Source organism: Deinococcus metalli, from assembly GCF_014201805.1.
Taxonomy (GTDB): Bacteria; Deinococcota; Deinococci; order Deinococcales; family Deinococcaceae; genus Deinococcus; species Deinococcus metalli.
Genome location: NZ_JACHFK010000003.1, coordinates 67,733 through 88,365 on the forward strand (window position 1 = coordinate 67,733; position 20,633 = coordinate 88,365).

Here is a 20,633-nt window from a genome sequence, read left to right on the forward strand (position 1 = left end):
AGGCTGGCGAGAAGCCGCAGTGGTGTCTTCATGAATGCTCAAAATTCTAATGATTCTAGCGGGGTCGCTGTGCGTCACATGCGCTGATCCCCCCAACGTGACCAACCTTCCCGGCGTTCCGGTACGCGCGCCCCTACACTGAGGCCCATGCTGCTGGCCCGCTCCCCGACCGCTCACCTGGAGGGGTTCCTGCGGGACACCCTGGGGGGCGGGGCGGCGCGGCTGCACGTCGAGGAGTCCGCCGAGGCGCGCACGCTGGGCGTGGGCGAGCTGGGGTGGTCGCCGGCGGTGGCGCGCGGCTTCGGCTTCGACCGGGTGTACGCGCACCAGGCCGAGGTCTACCGCCTGATGCGTGAGGGCCGGCACGTGATCGTGACCACCCCGACCGCGAGCGGCAAGACCGGCGCGTTCTTTCCCGGCGTGTTTGAGCGCCTGGAGCAGGGCCCGCAGGCCACGGCCCTGTTCGTGTACCCGCTGGTGGCGCTGGGGCAGGACCAGCGCGACAAGCTGCTGGCGTTCCGGGAGCGCGGCGGCTTCGCGTGGGACGTGGGCGCGTTCCAGGGCGCGGCGCAGGTGCCGGACGTGTTCCGGGACGGCGTGCGGATGGTCACCGCCACGCCGGACAAGCTCCACTGGTCGCTGACGCAGCCGCGCGTGCGCGATTTTCTGTCGCGGCTGGCGTTCATCGTGCTGGACGAGGCCCACACCTACCGGGGCGGCTTCGGGTCGGAGGTCGCGGGCATGCTGCGGCGCGTGCTGGACCTCGCGCGGGCGCTGGGGGCGAACCCGCAGGTGGTGCTGAGCACCGCGACCATCGGCAACCCGGCCGAGTTCGCGCGGGAACTGGCGGGCGTGGACGCCGTGGAGGTCAGCGAGTCCGGCGCGGCGAAACCCGGCAAGCTGTACTACCTCGCGGACCACCGGGGGCAGCCGCGGCGCTTCTGGAACGCGGTCATGGATGCGAGCAGCCGCCACGGCCTGAAGGTGCTGGCGTTCTTCCGGGGGCGCTCGCGGGCGGCGCGGCTGTATTCCACGTACCGGGCTCAGCCGCAGTACGCGGGACGCGCGCACCTGTATATGGCCGGCACCAGCGACCGCGAGGGGAGACTCTCGGAGTTCCGCCGGGCCAAGAGCGGGGTGATGTTCGCCACCAACGCCCTGGAGGCCGGCGTGGACATCGGGGACCTGGAGGTCGTGATCATCGACGGGTATCCGGGCTCGCGCATGGCCTTCCGGCAGATGGCGGGCCGCGCGGGCCGGGTCGCGCCGGGGCTGGTGCTGTACCTGCCGTCCCTGAACGAGCAGGGCGTGCCGCAGCCCGCCGACGCCTTTTACAGCAACGCTGGCAATTTCCTCGACCTGCTGACCGGCCCCATCGAGAAGGCGGTGGTGGAGGCGCAGAATCCCTACCTGTCGCCCAAGCACCGCGCCCGCGCGAACGAGGAATTCCGCTCGGCGGGCCTGCCGCTGTGCTACCCCGATGCGGCGCAGCGGCCGGACGCCAGCGTGCAGAAGTACTGGAACCTGCGTGGCGAGGGCAGCCAGAAGTTCGTGGTGGTCGAGGCCGCCGACTGGGAAAAGCACGGCGTGAAGGCGCTGGATCTGCCGCTGGAATCACCCAGCCAGCACTACGCGCTGACCGAGAAGCACGAGGGCGCGGTGTTCACGCTGGACGGCCAGGGCTACAAGGTGGTGCGCTGGGAAAAGCACCCGGCCGGCACCGCGATCCTGGTCGAGCGCTTCGAGGCCGCGAACCTGTTCACGCGCGGCCTGTACGCCACCACCGTCACGCCGCGCGGCATGGGCGAGTGGCAGCGGCGCGGTCCGCTGGCCTTCCGCCACGGCGAGGTGGTGATCCGCCGCCGCTACACCGGCTACCAGATGCTGCGGCAGGTGTTCGAGCGCGTGTGCACCGGCTGCGACCGCGAGCCCGGCGAGACCGAGCGCGTGTGTGCCAAGTGCGGCGGGCGCATCCAGGACCGCATGCAGGACCACAAGCTCTCGGAGCACCTGTACGACGAGCCGGTCGAGCTGCCGCCCTTCCGCACCAGCGCCCTGGAGATCGGCATCGATGCGCGCAGCACCGAGCGCCCGACGGCGGTCGCGCATACCCTCAAGCACCTGCTCCAGAAGGTCACGCCTGAGCGCGTGGCGTGCGACGAGAACGACCTCGCAGGCGCGTTCCGCGACGGCCACGACACTTATTTCTACCTGTACGACGACTGGCTGGGCGGCCTGGGCGTGTCGCGCCGCGCGTACGAGCACCTGGACGACCTGCTGCACCGCGCGCTGCACCTGAGCGCCAAGACCTGCTGCACGTCCCCGGAGGGCTGTTACGCATGCATCGCGGTCGGCCGCTGCTCGGCGCCGTTCCTGCCCAGCGGCGAGCGGCGGCCCACCGACAAGCACGCCACGCGCGCGTTCCTGGAGGGTGTGCTGGGCGTGAGCGCCGCGCCGGATACCGGGGCAGACGTGCTGCCGGACGCCGTGCCGGACCTGCCGCCCTCGTGGCCGCTGCAGGCGCGGGAACTGCTCGATCTGCACGGGCTGTCGCTGCCGGAGGTCAGCGCCCGCCTGGGGCTGCCCAGCCGCGAGATCCAGCGCATGGTGGACACCAAGGCCCCGCTGCGCCTGAGACACCCGAAGTTCGGCGAGGGCGTGTTCATGTCGGGCTTCCACCAGGGCGAGCGGCGCGAGGTGCTGGTGTACTTTCCCGGTGTGGGCCAGAAACGGCTGCTGCTGGTGCACGCCAGCCTGACCGTGATCGAGGAATCACCCACCCCGGCCGGGGCGCCGTCAAGTTGACCCTTCTCGCCGGGCACGGCTATACTCCCGATGCGCCCGGCGCCGGCGTTCCGGCGCGGCACAGGGATATGGTGTAATGGCAGCACAACAGATTTTGGATCTGTTTGTCTAGGTTCGAATCCTAGTATCCCTGCCACCCACACGGCCTCCACATCGGGGGCCGTGTTCCGTTGGATGGGCCGCAGTGCGCGTCGACCCAGCCGATCAGGAAGGAGTCATGAGGGGAAACGTCGCCGGCCTCACGTTCCGTCAGCCACGCTTCACCGGGCGTCAGGCGCCGCGGACTACCGTGAGGGTATGAAGAAGCGCACCCTCCTGCTCGCCGTCACCGCGTCCCTGCTCGGCCTGGCTGCGCCCGCTTCCGCGGCGCCGAAGATCAGCGCGCAGAGCATCATCGTGAACCCGGTGCCCACCTCCCTCAGCGTTCAGGTGTGGGTCAACCGCGATCCCAGCGGCGCGCGCACCCCCAGCTACCGCATCGGCGAGAACATCAGCATCTCGGCCCGCGTGAGTGAAGACGCCTACGTGTACCTGTTCAACATCAACCCGGACGGCACCACCGACCAGATCCTGCCCAACCGCCTGGGCGGCAGCAACTTCGTCCGGGCGGGGCAGATCCGCACCTTCCCCAGCGCCAGCGACAACTTCCAGTTCAACATCGCGGGGCCGTACGGCCTGAACAAGGTGCTGGTCATCGCCAGCCGCACTCAGCTGAACCTCAGCGAACTCAGCTCGTACTCCAGCGGTCAGGCCTTCGCGACCGTGAAGCCCCAGAGCCCGGCCCGACTGGCGCAGGCGCTGAGCATCGTGGTCGATCCGGTCACCCAGCCCGTGCCGCAGCAGGACTGGACGAGCGACGCCGTGCAGTACAACGTCGCGTACTGATCGGCCCTATATCGGAGCGCCCGGACGACTCGCCGTCCGGGCGGTTCTCTTGTCCTGCCGAACAGGCCGCTTACGGATGCGGTCCGACCGGCACGCGCCGTGCGGGCCACTGCGCCAGCCCCGCTCCGGCGAGGATCAGGGCGCCGCCCAGCAGCGCGCCCGCGCCCACCTGCTCGCGCAGCAGCAGCGCCGCGAGCAGCACCGTGAACAGCGGCTCCAGCGTGCCCAGCAGGCTGGCGCGCGTGGCCCCCAGGCGGGCGATGGCGCCGTACAGCGCGGGCACGGCCACGATGGTCGGGATCACGGCCATACCGACGATCACGCCCCACTCGTCGGGGCGGTCCGGAACATGCAGGGTGCCGCGCACGCTCGCCAGGGCACCGAAGGTCACGCCCGCCACCAGGGCCATGTGCGCGGTCGCCGCGACGGGCGAGACGCCGCGCAGCCAGCGCTCGGACGCGCTGAGGTACAGGGCGTACAGCGCCCCGGCGGCCGCGCCGCACAGCAGGCCCACGGCGTCACGGTCGTCCGGGCCGGGCAGGCCGATCACCAGTACCAGGCCCAGCAGGGCCAGCGCGACGGCGCCCAGCTGCGTGCGGCGCGGCGCGCGGCCCTGCCCCCACGCCAGCAGCACCACGAAGGCCGGCGCGGAGTACAGCAGCAGGCTGGTGGCCCCGGCGGTGACGCGGCCCAGCGCCACGAAGTACGCCAGCGTGGCGACGGTGTACAGCAGGCCCACGCCCAGCAGCCGGGTGCGGACGGCCCACGTCAGGCGGCCGGACAGCGGCAGCAGCAGCGCGGCCACCAGCGCGAAGCGCCATGCCAGCGCGTCGTGGCTGTCCAGGCCCACCTGGGTGGCGAGCTTGCCCCACACGCCCAGCGTGGAGAACGCCACGGCCGCGACCACGCCCAGCCCTACCCCGGCGCGGGTGTCGGAGCGGAGCGGGGCGGCGGTCGTGGTCACGGGCGCCAGTGTAGGCGAGACCGGCGTGTTCGTGACGTCCGGACACCGCGATCTGCACCTGTCGCGCTAGCCTGCGGGATGTGAATCCGCCCGCCCCCACCCCCCGGCCGTGGCAGGTGGTGGTGAGCCTCCCGCTGCCCGCCCACGATTTCGGCGTGCCACACGGCTTCGCCGGGCCGGTGCCGCTGGGTTGCCGGGTGCTGGTGCCGTGGCGGGGCGAGCTGGCGGTGGGTCTGGTCGTGGGCGAGGGCGATCCGCGCGCCGGGCATCGCCTGCGCGAGGCGGTCCACGTGCTGGACGATCCGGCCCGGCCGTGGGTGATCCCCGCGACCGTCCAGGGCCTCACCGCGTGGGCGCAGGACGCGCGCATCCCCGCCGGCCTGATCTGGGGCGACCTGCTGGGCATCGGCTGGGAGGCCGCGTATACCCACACGGTCCGGGCGGTGGCGGGTGCTGACCTGAGCTCGTTCTCGCGCCGGGCCCCCACAGAGCGCTGGACGGACGCCGGCGCCTTCGCGCCCGCCCTGCTGGACGCCATCCGCGCGCAGGGCCTGCTGGACGAACGCTTCACGCCCCGTCCCCGCACCACCACCGCCGTGCAGGCGCGCGCGCTGGAGGACGTGCCGCCCGCCGCCCGGCAGAGCACGGTCATCCGCGCGGTGCCCGGCGCGGCCGCGCGCCTGACGCCGAAGCAGGCTCAGGCGGCCGCGTGGCTGGCCCAGCACGGCCCGGAGGGCACCCTGAGCGCGTGGGCCAAGGCCGCGGGGGTGAGCGCGGCCGTTGTGACCGCCGCCCTGAACGCCGGCGCGGCCGAGTACGTGCAGGTCCAGGCCCCGCCGCCCGCCGCGTGGGAGTGGCTGCGCGCCCAGGGGCCTACCGACACCTATGCCGCGTGGGCAAACCGCGCCAGTGCGGACGGCGTGCCTCTGTCGCCCACGCAGGCGGGCACCCTGGCACTGCGCGGCTGGGCCGACACCGTGGACGTGCCCGCGCCGCTCCCCGCCCTGCCGGCCCCGTGCCCGCTGGCGGCCGACCCCACCCTGCCGGACCGCCTGCCGGACGGCCCGCTGTGGCGGCTGCACGGGGGCCGCGCGGCCACGCGCTTCGGGGTGCTCGCGCCCCGGCTTGCCCGGCTGCTGGAACAGGAGCGTGGCGTGCTGGTGCTCGCGCCCGACGCCACCACCCTGCGCCGCGCGTGGGACGGCCTCTCCGGTCTGGCGGCGGCGTGTGGCACGCGCGCCGTGCAGCTCAGCGGCACCCTCTCGGAGGCGCAGCGCGAGCACACCTGGGAGCTGATCCAGTCCGGCGCGGCGCGGCTGGTGATCGGCAGTGGGCACGCCCTGAGTGCCCCGCTGCCGGGTCTGGCGCTGCTGGTGGTGCTGGAGGAGGCCAGCGACGCGCACAAGCTCCTCTCGGGCAGCCGGGCGTTCCTGCCGGACGTGGCCGCGCGAATTGCCGCCGCGCACGGGGCCGCCGTGGCGTCGGTGGGCGCGGCGCCGGCTGCCGAGAGCGTGCCGCAGCCCGGCGCGGTGCTTCCGCCGCCGCGTGCCCGCCTGCACGTCGTGGACTATGCCAGCCCGCCCGAGCAGCCGCAGCTCGGGCCGCTGTCCGGCGTGCACCTCGCGCCGGGCGACCTGGGCTATCCCCTCAGCCACGACCTGGCGCGGGTGCTGCGGCAGGTGCAGGAACGCGGCCGGCAGGCGGCGCTGCTGGCGCCCAGGCGTGGGTACTCCGCCCTGCTGCGCTGCCCGAACTGCGAACACACCCCGCACTGCCGCAACTGCGACGTGCCGCTGCGCTTTCACCAGGACACCCGGCAGCTCACGTGCCACCAGTGCGGCTACCACGAGGGCATCCCGGACCGCTGCGACCACTGCGGCGAGCGCATGTGGAAGGCCCGCGGCCCCGGCACCGAGTGGATCGCCCAGGAGGTGCAGAAACTGCTGCCGGGCTGTCCCGTGTACCGCTACGACAAGGACCGCCAGGACGACCTGGCCCCGCTGATGGCCGGCGAGAGCGGCGTGGTGGTGGGCACGCAGCTGCTGCTGTCGCAGGACGCGCCGCCCAACCTCGCCCTGATCGGAGTGACGCTGGCCGACACGTGGCTGAACGTCAGCGACTTCCGCGCCAGCGAGCGCTACCACCGCCTGCTGCGCCAGCTCGCCGAGTGGCACCCCACCCGCGCCCCCATGCTGCTGGTGCAGACCTTCCAGGCCGACCATCCCGCCCTGAAGGTCATGGTCGAGGGCCGCGACACCCTGGCGTACCCCGCCGCCGAGGAACGCGCCCGCAAAGAGCTGGGCTACCCGCCGCACGCCCGGCTGGCGCAGATCGAGGTGACGGCCCGCGAGGCCAAGCGCGCCCAGGTCGCCGCGCAGGAACTCGCGGACGCGCTGCACGGGGCCGGCGCGACCGCCCAGGAGGTGCTGGGCCCGGCCCCCAGCCCGGTGGCCCGGCTGCGCGGCGTGTACCCCTACCACCTGTTCCTGCGCGCCCGCAGCGACGCCCGGCTGGGCGAACTGCTGCGCGTGCTGGACACCCGCACGTGGAAGGCGCGCGTGCGGGTGGACGTCAATCCGCGGGGGGGGCTGTAGGCGACGGCCGGGGTGCGGCGCCTCGGTATCCTGCGGCCATGAACGACTGGGACGATCTGCTCCTCACGGGCGGGTTCGCGCCGCGCGAGGCCATCGTCGCGGGTCTGACGGTGGCCCAGGTGTCGGCGCGGCCGAACGATGTGCCGCACAGCATCTATCAGGAGCTGTGGCACGCGGCCATGGTGCTGAAGCTGTCTCTGGACGGGGGCCGCTCGGCCCTGGAACGCTGGCCGTACGAGGGGCACTTTCCCACGTCCGCCGCCCCTGCCGACCAGCAGGCGTGGGACGACCTCGTGGAGCTGTTCCTGACGTCCTCGCGGCGAGCAGTCGTCCAGGCGAGGGACGACCGCTGGCTCAACGCCCCGGAGCCCGGCTATCCGCACTCGACGTGGCGCGACGGGCTGGAGTTTCTGGCCGTCCACACCGCGTACCACCTGGGCAAGATCGTCGCGCTGAGGCAGGCCCTGAAGCTCTGGCCGTAGGTACCACGGGCGCTGCGGAGGCCCGGCCCGGGCGTCAGTCCACTGCTGCCCCGAACTCCACCCCGGCCGCCGCGCGTTCCAGCGCCGCGTACGCGCCGTCTCCGGCACGCAGTCGATCCGGCGGGCCGTCGTCCACGATGTGCCCGCCGGCCAGCACCAGCACGCGGTCGGCGGTGCGGGCGAGGCTGAGGCGGTGCGTGACGATCAATGCGGTGCGGCCCCGCATCAGGCCCTGGAGCGCGGCGACCACCTGCGTCTCGCTTTCGGCGTCCACGGCGCTGGTGGGCTCGTCCAGCAGCAGGATGGTGGGCTGGGCCAGCAGCGTCCGGGCGATGGACAGGCGCTGGCGCTGTCCGCCGGAGAGCTTCACGCCGCGCTCGCCCACGACGGTGTCCAGACCCTGCGGCAACGCCTCCACGAAGGCCAGGGCATGGGCCGCGCTCAGGGCGGCGCGCACCTCGTCGTCGTCAGCGTCCGGGCGGGCGTAACGGACGTTGTTGCCGACCGTGTCGTGGAACAGGAAGGTGTCCTGCGCCATGCCGACTGCCGCGGCGCGCAGACTGTGCAGCGTCAGGTCGCGCACGTCCACGCCGTCCACCCGCACGACCCCCGCCTGCGGGTCAAAGGTGCGCGTCACCAGGCCCAGCAGCGTGCTCTTGCCCGCGCCGGACTCGCCCAGCACGGCGACGCGCTGCCCGGCCGGGATATGCAGCGTGACGTTCCGCAGGATCGGCCGCGCGGCGTCGTAGCCGAAGGTCACGTCATCGAGGTCGATGTGGCCGTGGGCGGGGACTGGCAGGGGCCGGGCACCGGGGCGCTCCTGGACGCTCACGGGGGCGTCCAGCACCTCGAACACGCGCCGCCCGCTGGCCTCGGCGCGTTGCAGCAGGTCGCCGATGTTCACGAGGTCGTCGATGGGGCCGTAGAAGTAGCGGCCGTAGCCCCGGTACGCCAGCAGGCCGCCCAGCGTGAACTGTCCGGCGAGGATCAGCCACGCGCCGCCGCCCAGCATGATCACGTTCCCCAAGTTCCCCACGAAGCGCGCCAGCGGGAAGGCGCGGTTGCGGATCATCACGGCCTCCACCCCCACCCCGTACAGGTCGCGGCCCAGCGCCTCGATGCGGGCCGTCTCGGCGTCCTCGCGCGCGAAGCCCTGCACCACCCGGATACCGCTGAGGCGATCCGAGATCAGCGCGCTCAGGTCGCCCAGGCGAGTGCGGGCAGCGCGGTACGCGGGCCGCACCGTCTGCGCGTAGCGGCGCAGCATCAGCCCCACCGCGATCATCGGCAGGGTGGTCAGCACGCCCAGCAGCGGTTGCAGCCAGATGAAGATGCCCACCACGCCCACGAGGCGCAGCGCGTTCGCCAGCACCGCGTCGGTGCCGCGCACCAGCACGTCCTGAAGGGCGTCCACGTCGCCGGTCACGCGGGCGATCAGGTCGCCGGTGCGCTGCGACTCGAAGTACGCCGCCGACTGCCCCTGCAGGGCGCGGTACAGCGCCAGGCGGATGTCCAGCGTGAACGCCTGCCCCGCGCGCTCCAGCAGCACGCCGCGCCACGCGGACAGCAGCTGCTGCACGGCGAACACGCCCACCAGCAGCGCCAGTTGCCCGCCGATGAACGCCCAGTCGCGCTGCGCGATGCCGTGGTCCACCACCCTGATCCACACCAGCGGCGGGTACAGCTCGGCCACCACGCTGCCCAGCAGCAGCGCCAGCCCCAGCCCCACGGTGCGCCGGTAGGGCGTGAGCAGGCCGTACAGGCGGCGCAGGACGGTGGGGGGAGGCGTGGTCATGGGGGCGAGGATACGCGGCTGCTCTCAGGTCATCCGCGCTGCTTCTCGCACTTCCAGCCAAGACAGAAGTTTCCACGTATGATGCGCTGGGAGAATCCTTCAAATCGTTATTGCTCGCGGCCAAAATCAGCACCTGTTCCTCGGCTAACAAACAGTCAACCGGCGCGGCAGCGCGGCTTATAGGAACGGGGCTCCGGTCTCTTCGTCCAGATTCCGCGCGGTAATAGCGTGTGCCGAGATAAATAATAAGTCTGTTGTCGTTTTATAGGCCGGCAATAGGGCTATTCGGGTGGATTTGCCCGGTCATTGAGTTGATACTGGATGTATGGGATTTCTCGAAAGTCGCCCTGATCTGACCAGCACTGTCTTCTCCAGCCAAGACCTTGCGACGGCAAAAGAGGTACTCGTATCGCTGATCTCGAGTTTAGACGCAGATTGGCTCGAGACCCCAACGGGTCCACTGGGATTGCAATGGCTCGGCGAGGGGTTGTATTCGGCAACCTTCCTCATTCATGTTGCCCAGATTGTGTATGTTCTAGACAGAAACGTGACGCAACGGTCTGTTCCAATTTTTCGAGATAAGTTGAAACAAATACTGCGTCCGCCTCGGCGCGAGGGCTCTTTTGAAGAGTTGCTTAGCGAACTGGAGGCCGCTGCACTGCTGGCTCATCGTGTGAGTCCGATCTCATTTGAACCACTGGTTCCAGAAAGCGCAATCTTTGCGCCCAACAAGCCACGTTCTCCAGATTACGGTGTCCGCCTACCTGATGGCGACGTATGCTTTGAGGTGACCAATGTGCATATTGAGCTACTGGAATCCTGGGACATTGCTGCACAGCACATGGGCGACTTGATCAACAGACAGGTGTTGAAAAAAGGGCTACGCCGAGAGGTTTCAGTATCGGCATCGGTACGCGCAAGCCGTACCGACCTCGCCGACCTCTCCAAGATCGCACTCCCTCGAATTCTTGGTGAAGCTGCTGGCGAAATGGTCGTAGTGCTTGGTGCACATGGAAACGCAAAAGTGCATTGGAAATCGATTCCTCATCTGTGGGTGGAGCCAGGTAGGATGCCGCATTTTCCGGTTGATATTCAACTCGGCTCGAATACTGTGGCGACGTTCGGCGGCGCGCCCAGTCCAGCCTCGTCTGTACTCTGGAATCCAGTGATCAACGGCGAGGAGATCAACGAAAACGTTATCAATTCGATAAGAAACTCACTGAGATCTAAGCGGAAGCAGATGAAGGTTTCAATGCCCTATATTTTGATTGTTCGACTGGCTCATCGTAGGATGGATAGGCTATTGATCAGTCATTTTATTCATAACCGCTTGTTCCCAAACCCTGAGTACTCCTGGATGACTGGCATCGCGCTTTTTGTGCCTCGAAGAAACTGGGAGTCGATTAGCGAGGAAGCCTCTCTTCTTCTTCACATCAATGAGAACTCACGTTTCCCCCCTCAAAGTCTCTCATGCAGCTCTTTGATGGGACTGAGCAGTTCCACACTTAGACCATCTGCGCGCCCTTTGATTTGTGTTGGCGAAGCAAATCATTATTCCCTGGGCGCTGCTTCATGTTTTCTGAGGGCTAGTTGATCTAGGCAAGTCGGGGAAATCGTCTCCACCTGGGTTAACCAACTCGATCCAGTTGATCGCTTCTATACACGGCTGGCCTTCCTAACGTGCCCGTGCATAGGTCTTGCCCAGACGTGAAGAACGTAGTTCACCCAAACCTGCTGTCCATCTTGGATGGCAGACGTCATTGTCTGAGCTTCGGAGCGTAGCGCCGCGTCATCCACAGAACGACTGTACGGGATGCCTCTGCACGGATCAGCGTCGTAAACACCTGCATCCACTATCCTTCCCTCATGACCGCGCCCGAGCCCCATGATCAGCGCATTCCCGTGGTCGTCGTGGGCGGCTTCCTGGGAGCCGGCAAGACCACGCTGGTCAACCACGTGATCCGCTCGCTGCCGCACCGCCTGGGCGTGATCGTGAACGAGTTCGGGCAGGCGGGCGTGGACGGCAGCCTCATCGAGCGCCTGCAGGACGACGTGACCGAACTGACTGCCGGGTGCCTGTGCTGCACCGGCCGGGACGACCTGCTGCGGGCGCTGGTGACCATCGCCATGCGCGAGCACCGGCCCGACGCCGTGGTGGTGGAGCTGTCGGGCGTGGCCGACCCGACCCCGGTGCTGACCACGCTGCTGGAGCGCTCGGTGCGCGCGGCCTTCCGCGTGACCACCCTGGTGGCCGTGGTGGACGCCAGATACGCCCTGCAAACCCTGCGCGAGCACCCGGAGGCGGCGCGGCAGCTCGCCTACGCGAACGTGGTGGTGCTGAACAAGACCGACCTCGCCGATCCGGCGCTGCTGGACCACGCCGAGGACGTGCTGCGCGGCGTGAACCCGCTGGCAGAGATCCGGCGCGTGGAGCGCGGGCAGATCGACGCCGCCGCGCTGCTCGCCCGCGACGACTTCGACCCGCGCGTGTTGGCCGGCGTGGACGACCGCGCGGTGCACACGCCGGGCCTGAAGGCCTTCACGCTGCGCGCGGAGCGGCCGCTCGACCCCTACGCGTGGCAGCGCTTCATGACGGACTTCCTGCTGTCGCGCCCGGCCGAGGTGCTGCGCGCCAAGGGTTTCCTCGATCTGCACGGGTACCCGCAGCGCATCCTGTTCCAGGCGGTGCGCGACCTGTTCACGGCCGACGCGTGGGACGCCGGCGACGGCACCTCGGAACTCGTGGTGATCGGACGCGGGCTGGACCGCGCCGAGTTCCAGGCCGGCTGGGACGCGTGCGTGATTCCCGACCCGGCCGACCTCATCCCGGACTGAGGGTCTAAATCCGTCTGAACCCGCTTCCCACACCGGCGCGGAACGCGGCGTCTAGGGTGACTCCAGCACAGGAGGTCCGTCATGTTCAGCCTGCCCACCCGCAAGCAGCCGCCCGCGTACGTCGTCGAGGACGCCGTGAGCAACCATGACGCGCTGGAGACCGCGGCCGACGCCCTCCAGACGCTCCTGAAGGGTGCCGAGGCTGTGGTGCCCGACGCCGTGCTCGACCTGCTGCACGGCGAGAGCGTCGGGCACCCGGTCCATCCGCTGCTGGTGCACCTCCCGCTGGGCGGCTGGGTGATCGCGGCGGTGCTCGATCACCTGCCCGCGAAGTCGCCGGGCGCCAACGACCACGCCGCCGATGTGGCCCTGACGCTGGGCACGCTGGGCGCCGTGCCCACCATCGCGACCGGCTGGCTCGACTGGAGTAACACGCGCGGCGAGGCCCGCCGCACCGGCCTGATCCACGGCGCGCTGAACGAGACGGCGTTCCTGCTGAACGTCGGCTCGCTCGTGGCGCGCCGCCGGGGAAGGCGCGGGCTGGGCAAGGCGCTGTCGGGCGCGGCGCTGGGTCTCGCCGTGGCGGGCGGTTTCCTGGGCGGGGAACTCGTGTACCGGCACGGCCTGGGCGTCGGGCGCACGCTGGCGCACCGGCAGGGCTAGGAGCGACGGCGCCACCGGGCACGCTCGCCGGTGACGCCGTGCCGGGACGGCCTAGCGCCGCAGCGCGCGCGCGAAACTCTCGGACGCGCGGAGCTTCATGTCCTCGATGGCGCTCCAGTCGGGGGCGGCGCGGCGCAGCGCCTCATCGCTCACAGCCGAGGCGTCGAGCGCCGTCGGGTGCGTGGGGGCGCCGGCGTCGTCCGCGAAGCCCTGCACCTTGGGGTCGTACGCGACCGCGCTGAAGGGCGTGCCGGCGGCGGCCGCCAGGATGACGGCGTGCAGCCGCACCCCGATCACGTACCCGCTCTGCGCGATGGTGTCGAGCGCCAGCTGCGGATCGCGGGTGCTGATCACCTCGTCGGCGCCCAGGGCGTGCGCGGCCGCGTCGTCGTGGTCCGGCATGAAGCTCAGGGCGGTCACGGTGCGCCCGCTCGCCTGCAGGCGGCGCGTGACGTCTTTCAGGCGCTCGGTCGCGTCGGTCACGTCGCCGCGCGGCGCGATCACCACGCGGTGCACGTCGCGCGGCAGGCCCGGCGTGGGTTCCAGCAGCAGCGCGGGGTCGCCTCCGATCTCGGCGCGGACGTCCAGGGCGCCCAGGGTGTCCAGGCTGCCGTGGTCGCGCACGAGCACGCGCAGGCCGCGCAGGACGCCGGCCACCTTCCGTCCGCCCGCGGGCGTGAGCGGCCCGATACTCTGGTTGAACACCACCACGCGCTTGCCCAGCGCGCGCGCGGCGCGGATCACGCCCAGGTAATACGCCAGGGTGCGCGCGCTGGTCTTGTCCTGCAGCAGCCCGCCCCCGCCGGACAGCACCACCGGCGAGCGCAGCAGCGCCCACAGCAGCGGCCCCGGACTCATGCGCGCGGCGCTCTCGCAGCCGTACAGCGCGGCGCTCTCGGCGGGGGTGTTCGACAGCAGCACGGGCGTGTGCCCCAGCTTCTTCAGTTCCCGCGTGATCGCCAGGGCGATCGCCTCGTCCCCGGTGTTCCCGAAGCCGTAGTACCCGCTGACCGCGACCCTCATGCGCGCACGGGGGCCCGCTGGGGCGCGGCCCACGCCCGCAGCACGAAGCGCAGCAGGGCGGTCAGGACCACGCCCAGCGCCAGGCCCAGGCCCAGCCCGATGAAGCAGCGCGCGGCGCTGACCAGCAGCGGCGTGTGGAAGTGGCTGAAGGTGTTCAGGATGCTCGACTGGCCCACCACGCCCGCCAGGATCAGCAGGCCGCTGAAGTAGCCGGGCAGCGTGCCGGTCAGGCCCAGCAGGCCCAGAGGGTGAGCGAAGACTTCCTTGAAGCGCGGCCGGATGATCGAGTCCTGCACGTCGCGGCGCAGCGAGGCCTCGAAGTCGCTGACCGAGCCGCCGGTCGCGTTGCCGCGCCGTTCATACACCGTCGCGAGCAGCACGAATCCGAGCGCCATCACGGCCACGTCGCCCAGGCGGATCGGCGCGGCGTAGATGTCTCCCAGCGTCTTGCGGATGTCCTGGCGCGGCAGAAAGCTCAGCGCGACCAGCGTCAGCGGCAGCAGCAGCGTCAGGCCCACGCCGCGGAAGGGTTCCAGGCCCAGCGTGCTCTCGCGGCTCGCGCCCAGCGCCGAGACGAACAGCACGCCCACCAGGCTCAGGCCGGTGGCGATGAACCAGTCCGTGACCCTGGCCCGGCGCAGGATCAGGCCCAGGGCCGGGAAGGTCACGGCCGCGACCAGCGCCGCGCTCTCGAAGGGATGCAGGGTGTTCAGGCCGAAGGCCAGCACGGCGGTCACGCCGGCCGCGATCATGCCCAGGCGCGCCAGCGGGAAGCTCAGGCCCAGCAGCAGCAGCGCCGCCAGCGGCCCGATCATGCTCAGGGCCTTCAGGAGCGGGCTGGGCGTGAAGAACTGCACCGTGGGCGTGCCGACCGTCACGCCGGACTTCTTCAGCAGCTCCGAGGCGCGGGTCAGCATCGTCTCGGTCTCGCCGATGGTCGGGTAGGGACGGAGGTACATCAGGCGCATGCCGCGCTCGCGTCCGGCCAGGTTGTACTTGCTGGCCACGTCCAGCGGATCGAGCTGGTTCTGCCAGCTGGGGGCCAGCGCGAACAGCCGCGCGCCGCCGTGGGTGATGACCAGGTCCTCCAGGCCCTTCTGGATGTTGCCCTCGATGATGGCGGGCATGCGCGTGCCGATGGCCTTGTCCACCTGCGAGAGCAGGTCCGGCGTGCGTGCCCCGATCACCTCGTCGCCGGTAAAGGCGATGAAGGGCACGTCCGGCCAGTCCGCGCCGACCTTCTGGATGGGCACCGCCTCGTCCTGGTACGGGCGGTACACCAGCACCAGGCCCTGCGCCTTCAGCTCGGCCACCCGCTGCGTGTCCGGCCCGGCGGGCAGGTAACGCGGATCGCTGGGCCACTCCACCCAGGTCTTGCCGTCCACCGTCACGTCCCGCGTGGGAATGGTGTAGCGCGCTCTCAGCGCCTCGGCGATCTGCGGCGTGGCGGCGCGCATGTACACGGCGTTGGTCTTCACGCCCTGGTTCGGGAAGTCGGCGGCCAGGTCCGAGCCGTTTTTCAGGTACACCTCGCCGCGCTGCTCCAGGCTGGCAATCGTGTCCTCGTACAGCGCCACGCCGTTCACGCCCAGCGCCTTGTACTTGTCCAGCAGCGCCTGCGGCTCCAGGCCGTAGCGCCGCGCCTGCGTGACCAGCGCCGGGTAATCCATGACCAGCGCGGTGGTCTTCTGCGCCTGCTCGTACTGCACGCGCTGCACGGCCAGGATCAGCGCCGGAATCAGCGACAGGGCGATCACGATCAGCAGCGCGGGCGTCCACGGATGACGCGGCGCGGTCGGCAGGCCGGCGGGCGTCAGGGCTCCCGGCGGACGGGTGGGCGTGGAGGGATCAGTCACAGGGCACATCCTAAAGGCGAGAACTCGGAGCGGAGATGGAAGGCGGGCCGGGCACGCCAGCCGGTCATGATAGCCGGCGGCCGTCGCCGGTCACGTCCGCCCAAAGGTGGCGGAGTCCAGGCGACGTGCGGTTCAGACCGTGGCGCGGATGCGGGCGGTGAGCATGTCCAGCGCGGGCTCGTTCATGCCGCCGTGCGGGATGATCACGTCCGCGTAGCGCTTGGTGGGCTCCACGAAACTCAGGTGCATGGGCCGCACGAACTCCAGGTACTGCGCGATCACGCTCTCGGGCGTGCGCCCGCGCTCCTGGGTGTCGCGCTGGAGCCGTCTGATGAAGCGCACGTCCGCGTCGGCGTCCACGAACACCTTCAGGTGCATGCGGCCCCGCAGCGCCTCGTCGTACAGCGCGAAGAACCCCTCCAGCACGACCACGCTGCCCGGCAGGACCGTGGTGCTCTGCAGGGAGCGCGTGTGGTTCGTGAAGTCGTACTCGGGCATGTCGATGGGCACGCCGGCCAGCAGGGCATCGAGGTGGGCGCGCAGCAGCGTCCAGTCGAAGGCGGCCGGGTGGTCGTAGTTGGTCTTCAGCCGCGTCTCGAAGGGAATGTCCGACTGGTCGCGGTAGTAGTTGTCCTGGTTCAGCACCGCCACGCCCGCGCGGCCCACCGTCTCGATCACGCGCCGCGTCACGGTGGTCTTGCCGCTGCCCGAGCCGCCCGCCACGCCGATCACGAAGGGCTGACCGTGCCCGCCGGGCGCACTCACACGCGCCCCAGGCCGCCGATCAGGTCGATGCGCCGCTCGGCCATGCGGCGCGCCACGAGGTGCGGGGCCTTGTCGTACTGCTCGGCCACCTGTGTGATCCGCGTGACGATCTGGTACACCCGCTCGGCCGCGTGGTTCATGTCCGCGCCGGTCGCGGCGGCGATCAGTCCGGCCGCGTTGATCGCGAAGTCCGGCATGTACACGATGCCGGCCTCCTTCACGGCGGCCTCGCCCCGCCGGGTCAGCGGGTGGTGCTCGCCGCCCGCGATCAGGCGGCACTGCAACCGGGGCACGTCCACGCTGTGGATCGAGTGCCCGTACGCGCACGGCGACACGATGTCGCACGGCACGTCCAGCAGCGCGTCGCAGCCCACCGCGCGGGTGCCGTCCAGCTCGCCCGCCAGCGCCTCGGCCTTCTCCAGCCGGGCGTCCGCAACGGTCAGCTTCGCGCCCTCGCGGTGCAGGTACTGCGCGAGCGTCCGGCCCACCGCGCCCACCCCCAGGATCGCCACGCGCACCCCGCGCAGGCTCTCGGAACCCAGCGCGAAGCGCGCGGCGGCCTTCATGCCGCGGTACACGCCGTAGCCGGTCACGGCGCTGGTGTCGGTGTTCATGCCCAGCGTGGCCGGCGTTTCCTGCGCCACGAAGGCGATGTCGGCGGGCGTCACGCCGATGTCCTCGGTGAGCACCACCCGGCTCGCCAGGGGCCGCAACTGCCGGCCCAGCGCGCGGAACAGCGCCTCGCGCGCGTGCGGGTCGTCCACGCCGGCCTCCGGCATCAGCAGCACGCACGCGCCCCCGCCGTAGTTCAGGCCCGCGAGCGCGGTCTTGAGGGTCAGGCTCTCCGAGAGCGCCAGAGCGCCGCGCACGGCGAGCTGCTCGTCCTGCTCGCGCAGCCGCACGCCCGCGATGGCCGGGCCCAGCACCGTGGAATGCACCGCCAGCGCGGCCCGCAGGCCGCTGGGGGCGTGGTTCAGCAGCGACAGGGACTCGTGCCCGCGCGACTGCATCTCCTCGAGTATCAACATCATGGCTCCTGTCGCCCACGCCGCGGCGGGGCGAAACGCCGCAGGCTACCACCGCCCGGTCCGTCAGCACCGTCACATCCGGGCCGCGCCCTGAAAGAACGCTGTCAGACCCCGCCCGGCACGCTGACCGTGGACACGGCCGTGCCCGGCGCCCCAGCAGCGGCCCGGCGCCCACGCCATCCACGAGTACAATGACGTCACACTCACCATCGGGCGCGACAAAGGGGAACAGGTATGGAACGGATTGCTCCGCTGGCCAAGATTCTGGCTGAGGCGAACGGGATTGACTGGCAGCAGCTCAAGGGCACCGGTGACGGTGGCATGATCGTGGAGCAGGACATCCTGAATTACCTGTCGCGCATCATGAGCGGAGAGGAAGAGCCGCCCGCCACCCCGGTCGACCTGCCGCCGCCCGACTGGAACGGCGACGTGAACAGCATGCCGGACCTGAGCGGGGTCAGCGCCGATCAGATGGCCCGTGCCGGTGTGGAGGCCGACCTCACCGCGCTGCTCGGCAAGGCCCCGGTGACGCCGCCCTCGCCCGAGGTGCCGGCCACCGCGCCCGCCGCGCTGGACGACGATCTGGAATTCGAGCTGGACGACGCCGAGCCCAGCGCTCCGGTGCCGGCGCCGCCCGCCGTGCCCGCCACGCCCTCGCTGGGCGGGTGGGAGTGGAGCGCGGCCACGCCGGCGGCCCCGGCCGCCGTCCCGACCGTCGAGGTGCCCGCCGTGCAGGTGCCGGACGTCGCGGCGCCCGCCGTCAGCGCCCCGGCCTTCCACTTCGATGCGCCGGTCGCGTCCGTGCCGGCCCCCGCCGTGCCGGCCCCCGCCGTGGCGGCCCCGGTGCCCGCTGCGCCGGTGGCAGCCGAACCCGCGCTGGCCGCGCCCTCCGTGGGCCTGGGCGGCCTGCTGTCGCGCCTGTACCAGCAGCCCACCCCGGCTGCCCCGGCACCGGCCCCCGCCCCGGTGCCCGTCGCCAGCCCGGCCGTCTCGCCGCCCATGGACACCACCGAGGACCACAGCGGTCCCGAGCTGGACACCGGCGTCCCGGCGCCCATGCCCGCAGCGGCCGAACCGGCGCCCGCTCACCACGTTCCCGCGCCCGACATCCTCCCCGCGGTCGCGGCCGACGAGCCTGCCCTGGTCGCGGCGCCCCACATCGAGGCGCCGGCACCCGAGCCCGAACCGGTGGCCGCCGCGCCGGACCCCGAGCCCCAGCCCGAAGTGGCCGCGCCCGACGTTGTTCCCACCCTGGACGCGGCGCCGGTCGCCGTGCCGGCCGCGCCGGAGCACGCCGCCGCCCAGCCCACCGGGAACGCGGTGTGGTTCGGCACGTACCTGCGCCGCGACAGCGACGTGGGCGCGCTGAGCGACCTGCACGGCCAGCTCGTCGCCGCGCTCGGGCGGGAGCTGCCGCTGGGCCTGCTGGTCGCCCGCGCCGCGCAGCGCCACGCGGCCGACCTGGGCCTGACCACCGTCGCCCTGCACGGCCAGGACGGCGCCCGCAGCGTCGCCGGCGACACCCTGCGCGCCGCGGCGGACGCCGCCGCCTATGCGTACGAGGGCACGCCGGACCTGCTGATCGTGGACGCCGGCGCGCACGACCTGGACGACCTGCACTTCCCCCAGACCACCACGCTGTCGTTGGGCCGCGTGCAGGACGGCCGCGCCGCCCTGAGCCTCAACGGCGATGTGGACGCCGCCCGCGGCGCCGCGTTCCTGACGGCGGTCGCGCAGACCCTCGGCCAGCCCGTCCTGCTGCTGCTGTAATTCCGCGCGTCACGGCGAGCGGGGCACCCAGGTCGGGTGCCCCGCTTCGCCGCGTGCCCTAGCTCAGGCGTCGGTGCCGAGGTGCTCCCTGGCCCACGCGTAGAATTCGGGCTTGTAGAACTCCAGCCGGATCTTCTTGTACTCCTTGGTCGAGTACAGGATGGCGTGGTTTACGCCGGGCGCGACCTCGTCCTCGATGGCGCGGATCTTGCCGAAGGCCTCGTCCTTGCTGCGGCCGTGCACCATGGTGAAGATCGTGTAAGGCCACTCCGGGTACGTGGGCCGCAGGTAACAGTGCGACACGGCCTTGAATTCCGCCATCTTGCGCCCGACAGCCGCGACATCGTCCTGCGGCACCGCCCACACGCCCATGGCGTTGAAGGTGAAGCCCGCCTTCTGGTGGCGGAACACCGCCGACACGCGCCGCAGGGCGCCGGCCGCCTTCATCTTCTCGGCGTGCGCGGCGACCTCGTCGATGTCCAGGCCCAGGGCGGCGCAGGCGTCCGCGTAGGGCTCCTCGGTCACGGGCAGGTCCTTCTGGAACTCCACCACAAAGGCCCGGTCGAGGTCCGTCACGGCGTAGCCGATGTTGCGCTGCGCGCTGGTGTACTGCGGCGTGGCCTTGGCGTTCCAGTCCTCGGTGCCGGTCATGTCGAACTCCACCCCGATCTTGAACAGGTGCAGGGTGGGCATCAGGCGCGTGAGGGTGGCGCCGCTCAGCTCGTGCAGCTTCTGGACGTGCGCTTCCAGGTCGCTCTCGGGCGGCACGGCAATCGTGTACCACAGGTTGAAATCGTGGTTGCGGCGGTAGTTGTGGCTCACGCCGGGGTGCCCGTTCACGATCTCGGCACCGGCGTCCAGCTCGTCCTTGCCGTACACGGCGGCCACCAGGCTGCTCTGGTAGCCCAGGGTGCGCGTATCGAAGATGGCGCTCACCTGCCGCAGCACGCCCTCCTGCTTGACCTCGCGCAGGATCTCCAGCGCCTCGTGCTCCGTCAGGCCGACCTCGCGGGCCAGCACGGCGTAGGGACGCCGCACGATCGGAATGTCGCGCTGGATGCGGTTCAGGAGCTGCTCGCGCGGCGTGGGTGGACTGAGCGGAGCGGGCGGAACGGTGGCGGTCATGCTCCGCACCATACGCCCCCTGAGCGCGGCAGAACGTCCCCGA

Annotated in this window: 15 protein-coding genes and 1 tRNA gene; 9 read left to right on the forward strand and 7 right to left on the reverse strand. The window is 71.0% G+C overall.

The window, feature by feature from the left end; translation table 11 throughout:
* The first annotated feature begins 147 nt into the window (after positions 1-147).
* The 3 genes from HNQ07_RS07360 (at position 148) to HNQ07_RS07370 (ending at position 3,690) form a co-directional block, all read left to right on the forward strand.
* A complete protein-coding gene (locus tag HNQ07_RS07360) occupies positions 148-2,805 on the forward strand; it encodes a DEAD/DEAH box helicase (protein ID WP_184110319.1) in 2,658 nt (885 codons plus the stop codon).
* Positions 2,806-2,867: 62 nt separating this feature from the next.
* Positions 2,868-2,941 (forward strand) — tRNA-Gln (locus HNQ07_RS07365).
* A gap of 161 nt (positions 2,942-3,102) precedes the next feature.
* Positions 3,103-3,690 (forward strand): DUF4384 domain-containing protein, encoded by a 588-nt coding sequence (locus HNQ07_RS07370; RefSeq protein ID WP_184110320.1) that lies wholly within the window; start codon positions 3,103-3,105, stop codon positions 3,688-3,690.
* Positions 3,691-3,760: 70 nt separating this feature from the next.
* Here the strand turns inward: HNQ07_RS07370 and HNQ07_RS07375 are convergent, their stop codons facing one another.
* Complete coding sequence (locus HNQ07_RS07375) at positions 3,761-4,654, reverse strand: DMT family transporter (protein ID WP_184110321.1); 894 nt, start codon at positions 4,652-4,654, stop codon at positions 3,761-3,763.
* An 80-nt stretch (positions 4,655-4,734) separates the two neighbouring features.
* Between HNQ07_RS07375 and priA the strand changes: the two genes are divergently transcribed.
* Positions 4,735-7,248, forward strand: a complete 2,514-nt coding sequence (priA, locus tag HNQ07_RS07380) for a replication restart helicase PriA (RefSeq protein ID WP_229831904.1) — start codon at positions 4,735-4,737, stop codon at positions 7,246-7,248.
* 38 nt (positions 7,249-7,286) lie between these two features.
* Positions 7,287-7,730 carry a DinB family protein gene (locus HNQ07_RS07385; RefSeq protein ID WP_184110322.1) on the forward strand — a complete coding sequence of 148 codons (444 nt, stop codon included), beginning with the start codon at positions 7,287-7,289 and terminating at the stop codon, positions 7,728-7,730.
* A 34-nt stretch (positions 7,731-7,764) separates the two neighbouring features.
* On the opposite strand, the gene HNQ07_RS07390 is transcribed toward HNQ07_RS07385, so the two are convergent.
* Entirely contained in the window at positions 7,765-9,525 is a 1,761-nt protein-coding gene (locus HNQ07_RS07390) for an ABC transporter ATP-binding protein (protein WP_184110323.1), read from the reverse strand.
* Positions 9,526-9,850: 325 nt separating this feature from the next.
* On the opposite strand from HNQ07_RS07390, the gene HNQ07_RS07395 reads away from it, so the two are divergent.
* The 3 genes from HNQ07_RS07395 (at position 9,851) to HNQ07_RS07405 (ending at position 13,023) form a co-directional block, all read left to right on the forward strand.
* Entirely contained in the window at positions 9,851-11,119 is a 1,269-nt protein-coding gene (locus HNQ07_RS07395) for a hypothetical protein (protein ID WP_184110324.1), read from the forward strand.
* A 272-nt stretch (positions 11,120-11,391) separates the two neighbouring features.
* Positions 11,392-12,360: a CobW family GTP-binding protein gene (locus HNQ07_RS07400; protein WP_184110325.1), complete on the forward strand. Its 969-nt coding sequence runs from the start codon at positions 11,392-11,394 to the stop codon at positions 12,358-12,360.
* Positions 12,361-12,441: 81 nt separating this feature from the next.
* Complete coding sequence (locus HNQ07_RS07405; protein WP_184110326.1) at positions 12,442-13,023, forward strand: DUF2231 domain-containing protein; 582 nt, start codon at positions 12,442-12,444, stop codon at positions 13,021-13,023.
* Between the two features lie 51 nt (positions 13,024-13,074).
* Here the strand turns inward: HNQ07_RS07405 and csaB are convergent, their stop codons facing one another.
* The 4 genes from csaB to HNQ07_RS07425 all read right to left on the reverse strand — a co-directional run bounded on the left by csaB (position 13,075) and on the right by HNQ07_RS07425 (position 17,695).
* Entirely contained in the window at positions 13,075-14,046 is a 972-nt protein-coding gene (gene csaB, locus HNQ07_RS07410; RefSeq protein ID WP_184110327.1) for a polysaccharide pyruvyl transferase CsaB, read from the reverse strand.
* Positions 14,043-15,902: a DUF5693 family protein gene (locus HNQ07_RS07415; RefSeq protein ID WP_373297973.1), complete on the reverse strand. Its 1,860-nt coding sequence runs from the start codon at positions 15,900-15,902 to the stop codon at positions 14,043-14,045. Before HNQ07_RS07415 ends, csaB begins: the two co-directional genes overlap by 4 nt.
* 132 nt (positions 15,903-16,034) lie before the next feature.
* A complete protein-coding gene (udk, locus tag HNQ07_RS07420; RefSeq protein ID WP_184110328.1) occupies positions 16,035-16,667 on the reverse strand; it encodes a uridine kinase in 633 nt (210 codons plus the stop codon).
* Positions 16,664-17,695, reverse strand: coding sequence for a Glu/Leu/Phe/Val dehydrogenase family protein (locus HNQ07_RS07425; RefSeq protein ID WP_184110887.1), 1,032 nt, complete (start codon positions 17,693-17,695; stop codon positions 16,664-16,666). The genes udk and HNQ07_RS07425 overlap by 4 nt, the downstream gene beginning before the upstream one ends.
* A gap of 234 nt (positions 17,696-17,929) precedes the next feature.
* Between HNQ07_RS07425 and HNQ07_RS07430 the strand changes: the two genes are divergently transcribed.
* Complete coding sequence (locus tag HNQ07_RS07430) at positions 17,930-19,465, forward strand: E3 binding domain-containing protein (protein ID WP_184110329.1); 1,536 nt, start codon at positions 17,930-17,932, stop codon at positions 19,463-19,465.
* Positions 19,466-19,528: 63 nt separating this feature from the next.
* Here the strand turns inward: HNQ07_RS07430 and ahbA are convergent, their stop codons facing one another.
* On the reverse strand, positions 19,529-20,590 hold the full coding sequence (ahbA, locus tag HNQ07_RS07435; RefSeq protein WP_184110330.1) for a siroheme decarboxylase subunit alpha: 1,062 nt from the start codon (positions 20,588-20,590) through the stop codon (positions 19,529-19,531).
* Between the last annotated feature and the right edge of the window lie 43 nt (positions 20,591-20,633).

Coding starts and splice junctions, on each gene's coding strand:
- HNQ07_RS07400 (WP_184110325.1), top strand. CDS start 11,392: ATGACCGCGCCCGAGCCCCATGATCAGCGCATTCCCGTGGTCGTCGTG.
- ahbA (WP_184110330.1), bottom strand. CDS start 20,590: ATGACCGCCACCGTTCCGCCCGCTCCGCTCAGTCCACCCACGCCGCGC.
- HNQ07_RS07390 (WP_184110323.1), bottom strand. CDS start 9,525: ATGACCACGCCTCCCCCCACCGTCCTGCGCCGCCTGTACGGCCTGCTC.
- HNQ07_RS07385 (WP_184110322.1), top strand. CDS start 7,287: ATGAACGACTGGGACGATCTGCTCCTCACGGGCGGGTTCGCGCCGCGC.
- HNQ07_RS07430 (WP_184110329.1), top strand. CDS start 17,930: ATGGAACGGATTGCTCCGCTGGCCAAGATTCTGGCTGAGGCGAACGGG.
- csaB (WP_184110327.1), bottom strand. CDS start 14,046: ATGAGGGTCGCGGTCAGCGGGTACTACGGCTTCGGGAACACCGGGGAC.
- HNQ07_RS07425 (WP_184110887.1), bottom strand. CDS start 17,695: ATGTTGATACTCGAGGAGATGCAGTCGCGCGGGCACGAGTCCCTGTCG.
- HNQ07_RS07395 (WP_184110324.1), top strand. CDS start 9,851: ATGGGATTTCTCGAAAGTCGCCCTGATCTGACCAGCACTGTCTTCTCC.
- HNQ07_RS07405 (WP_184110326.1), top strand. CDS start 12,442: ATGTTCAGCCTGCCCACCCGCAAGCAGCCGCCCGCGTACGTCGTCGAG.
- HNQ07_RS07370 (WP_184110320.1), top strand. CDS start 3,103: ATGAAGAAGCGCACCCTCCTGCTCGCCGTCACCGCGTCCCTGCTCGGC.
- HNQ07_RS07360 (WP_184110319.1), top strand. CDS start 148: ATGCTGCTGGCCCGCTCCCCGACCGCTCACCTGGAGGGGTTCCTGCGG.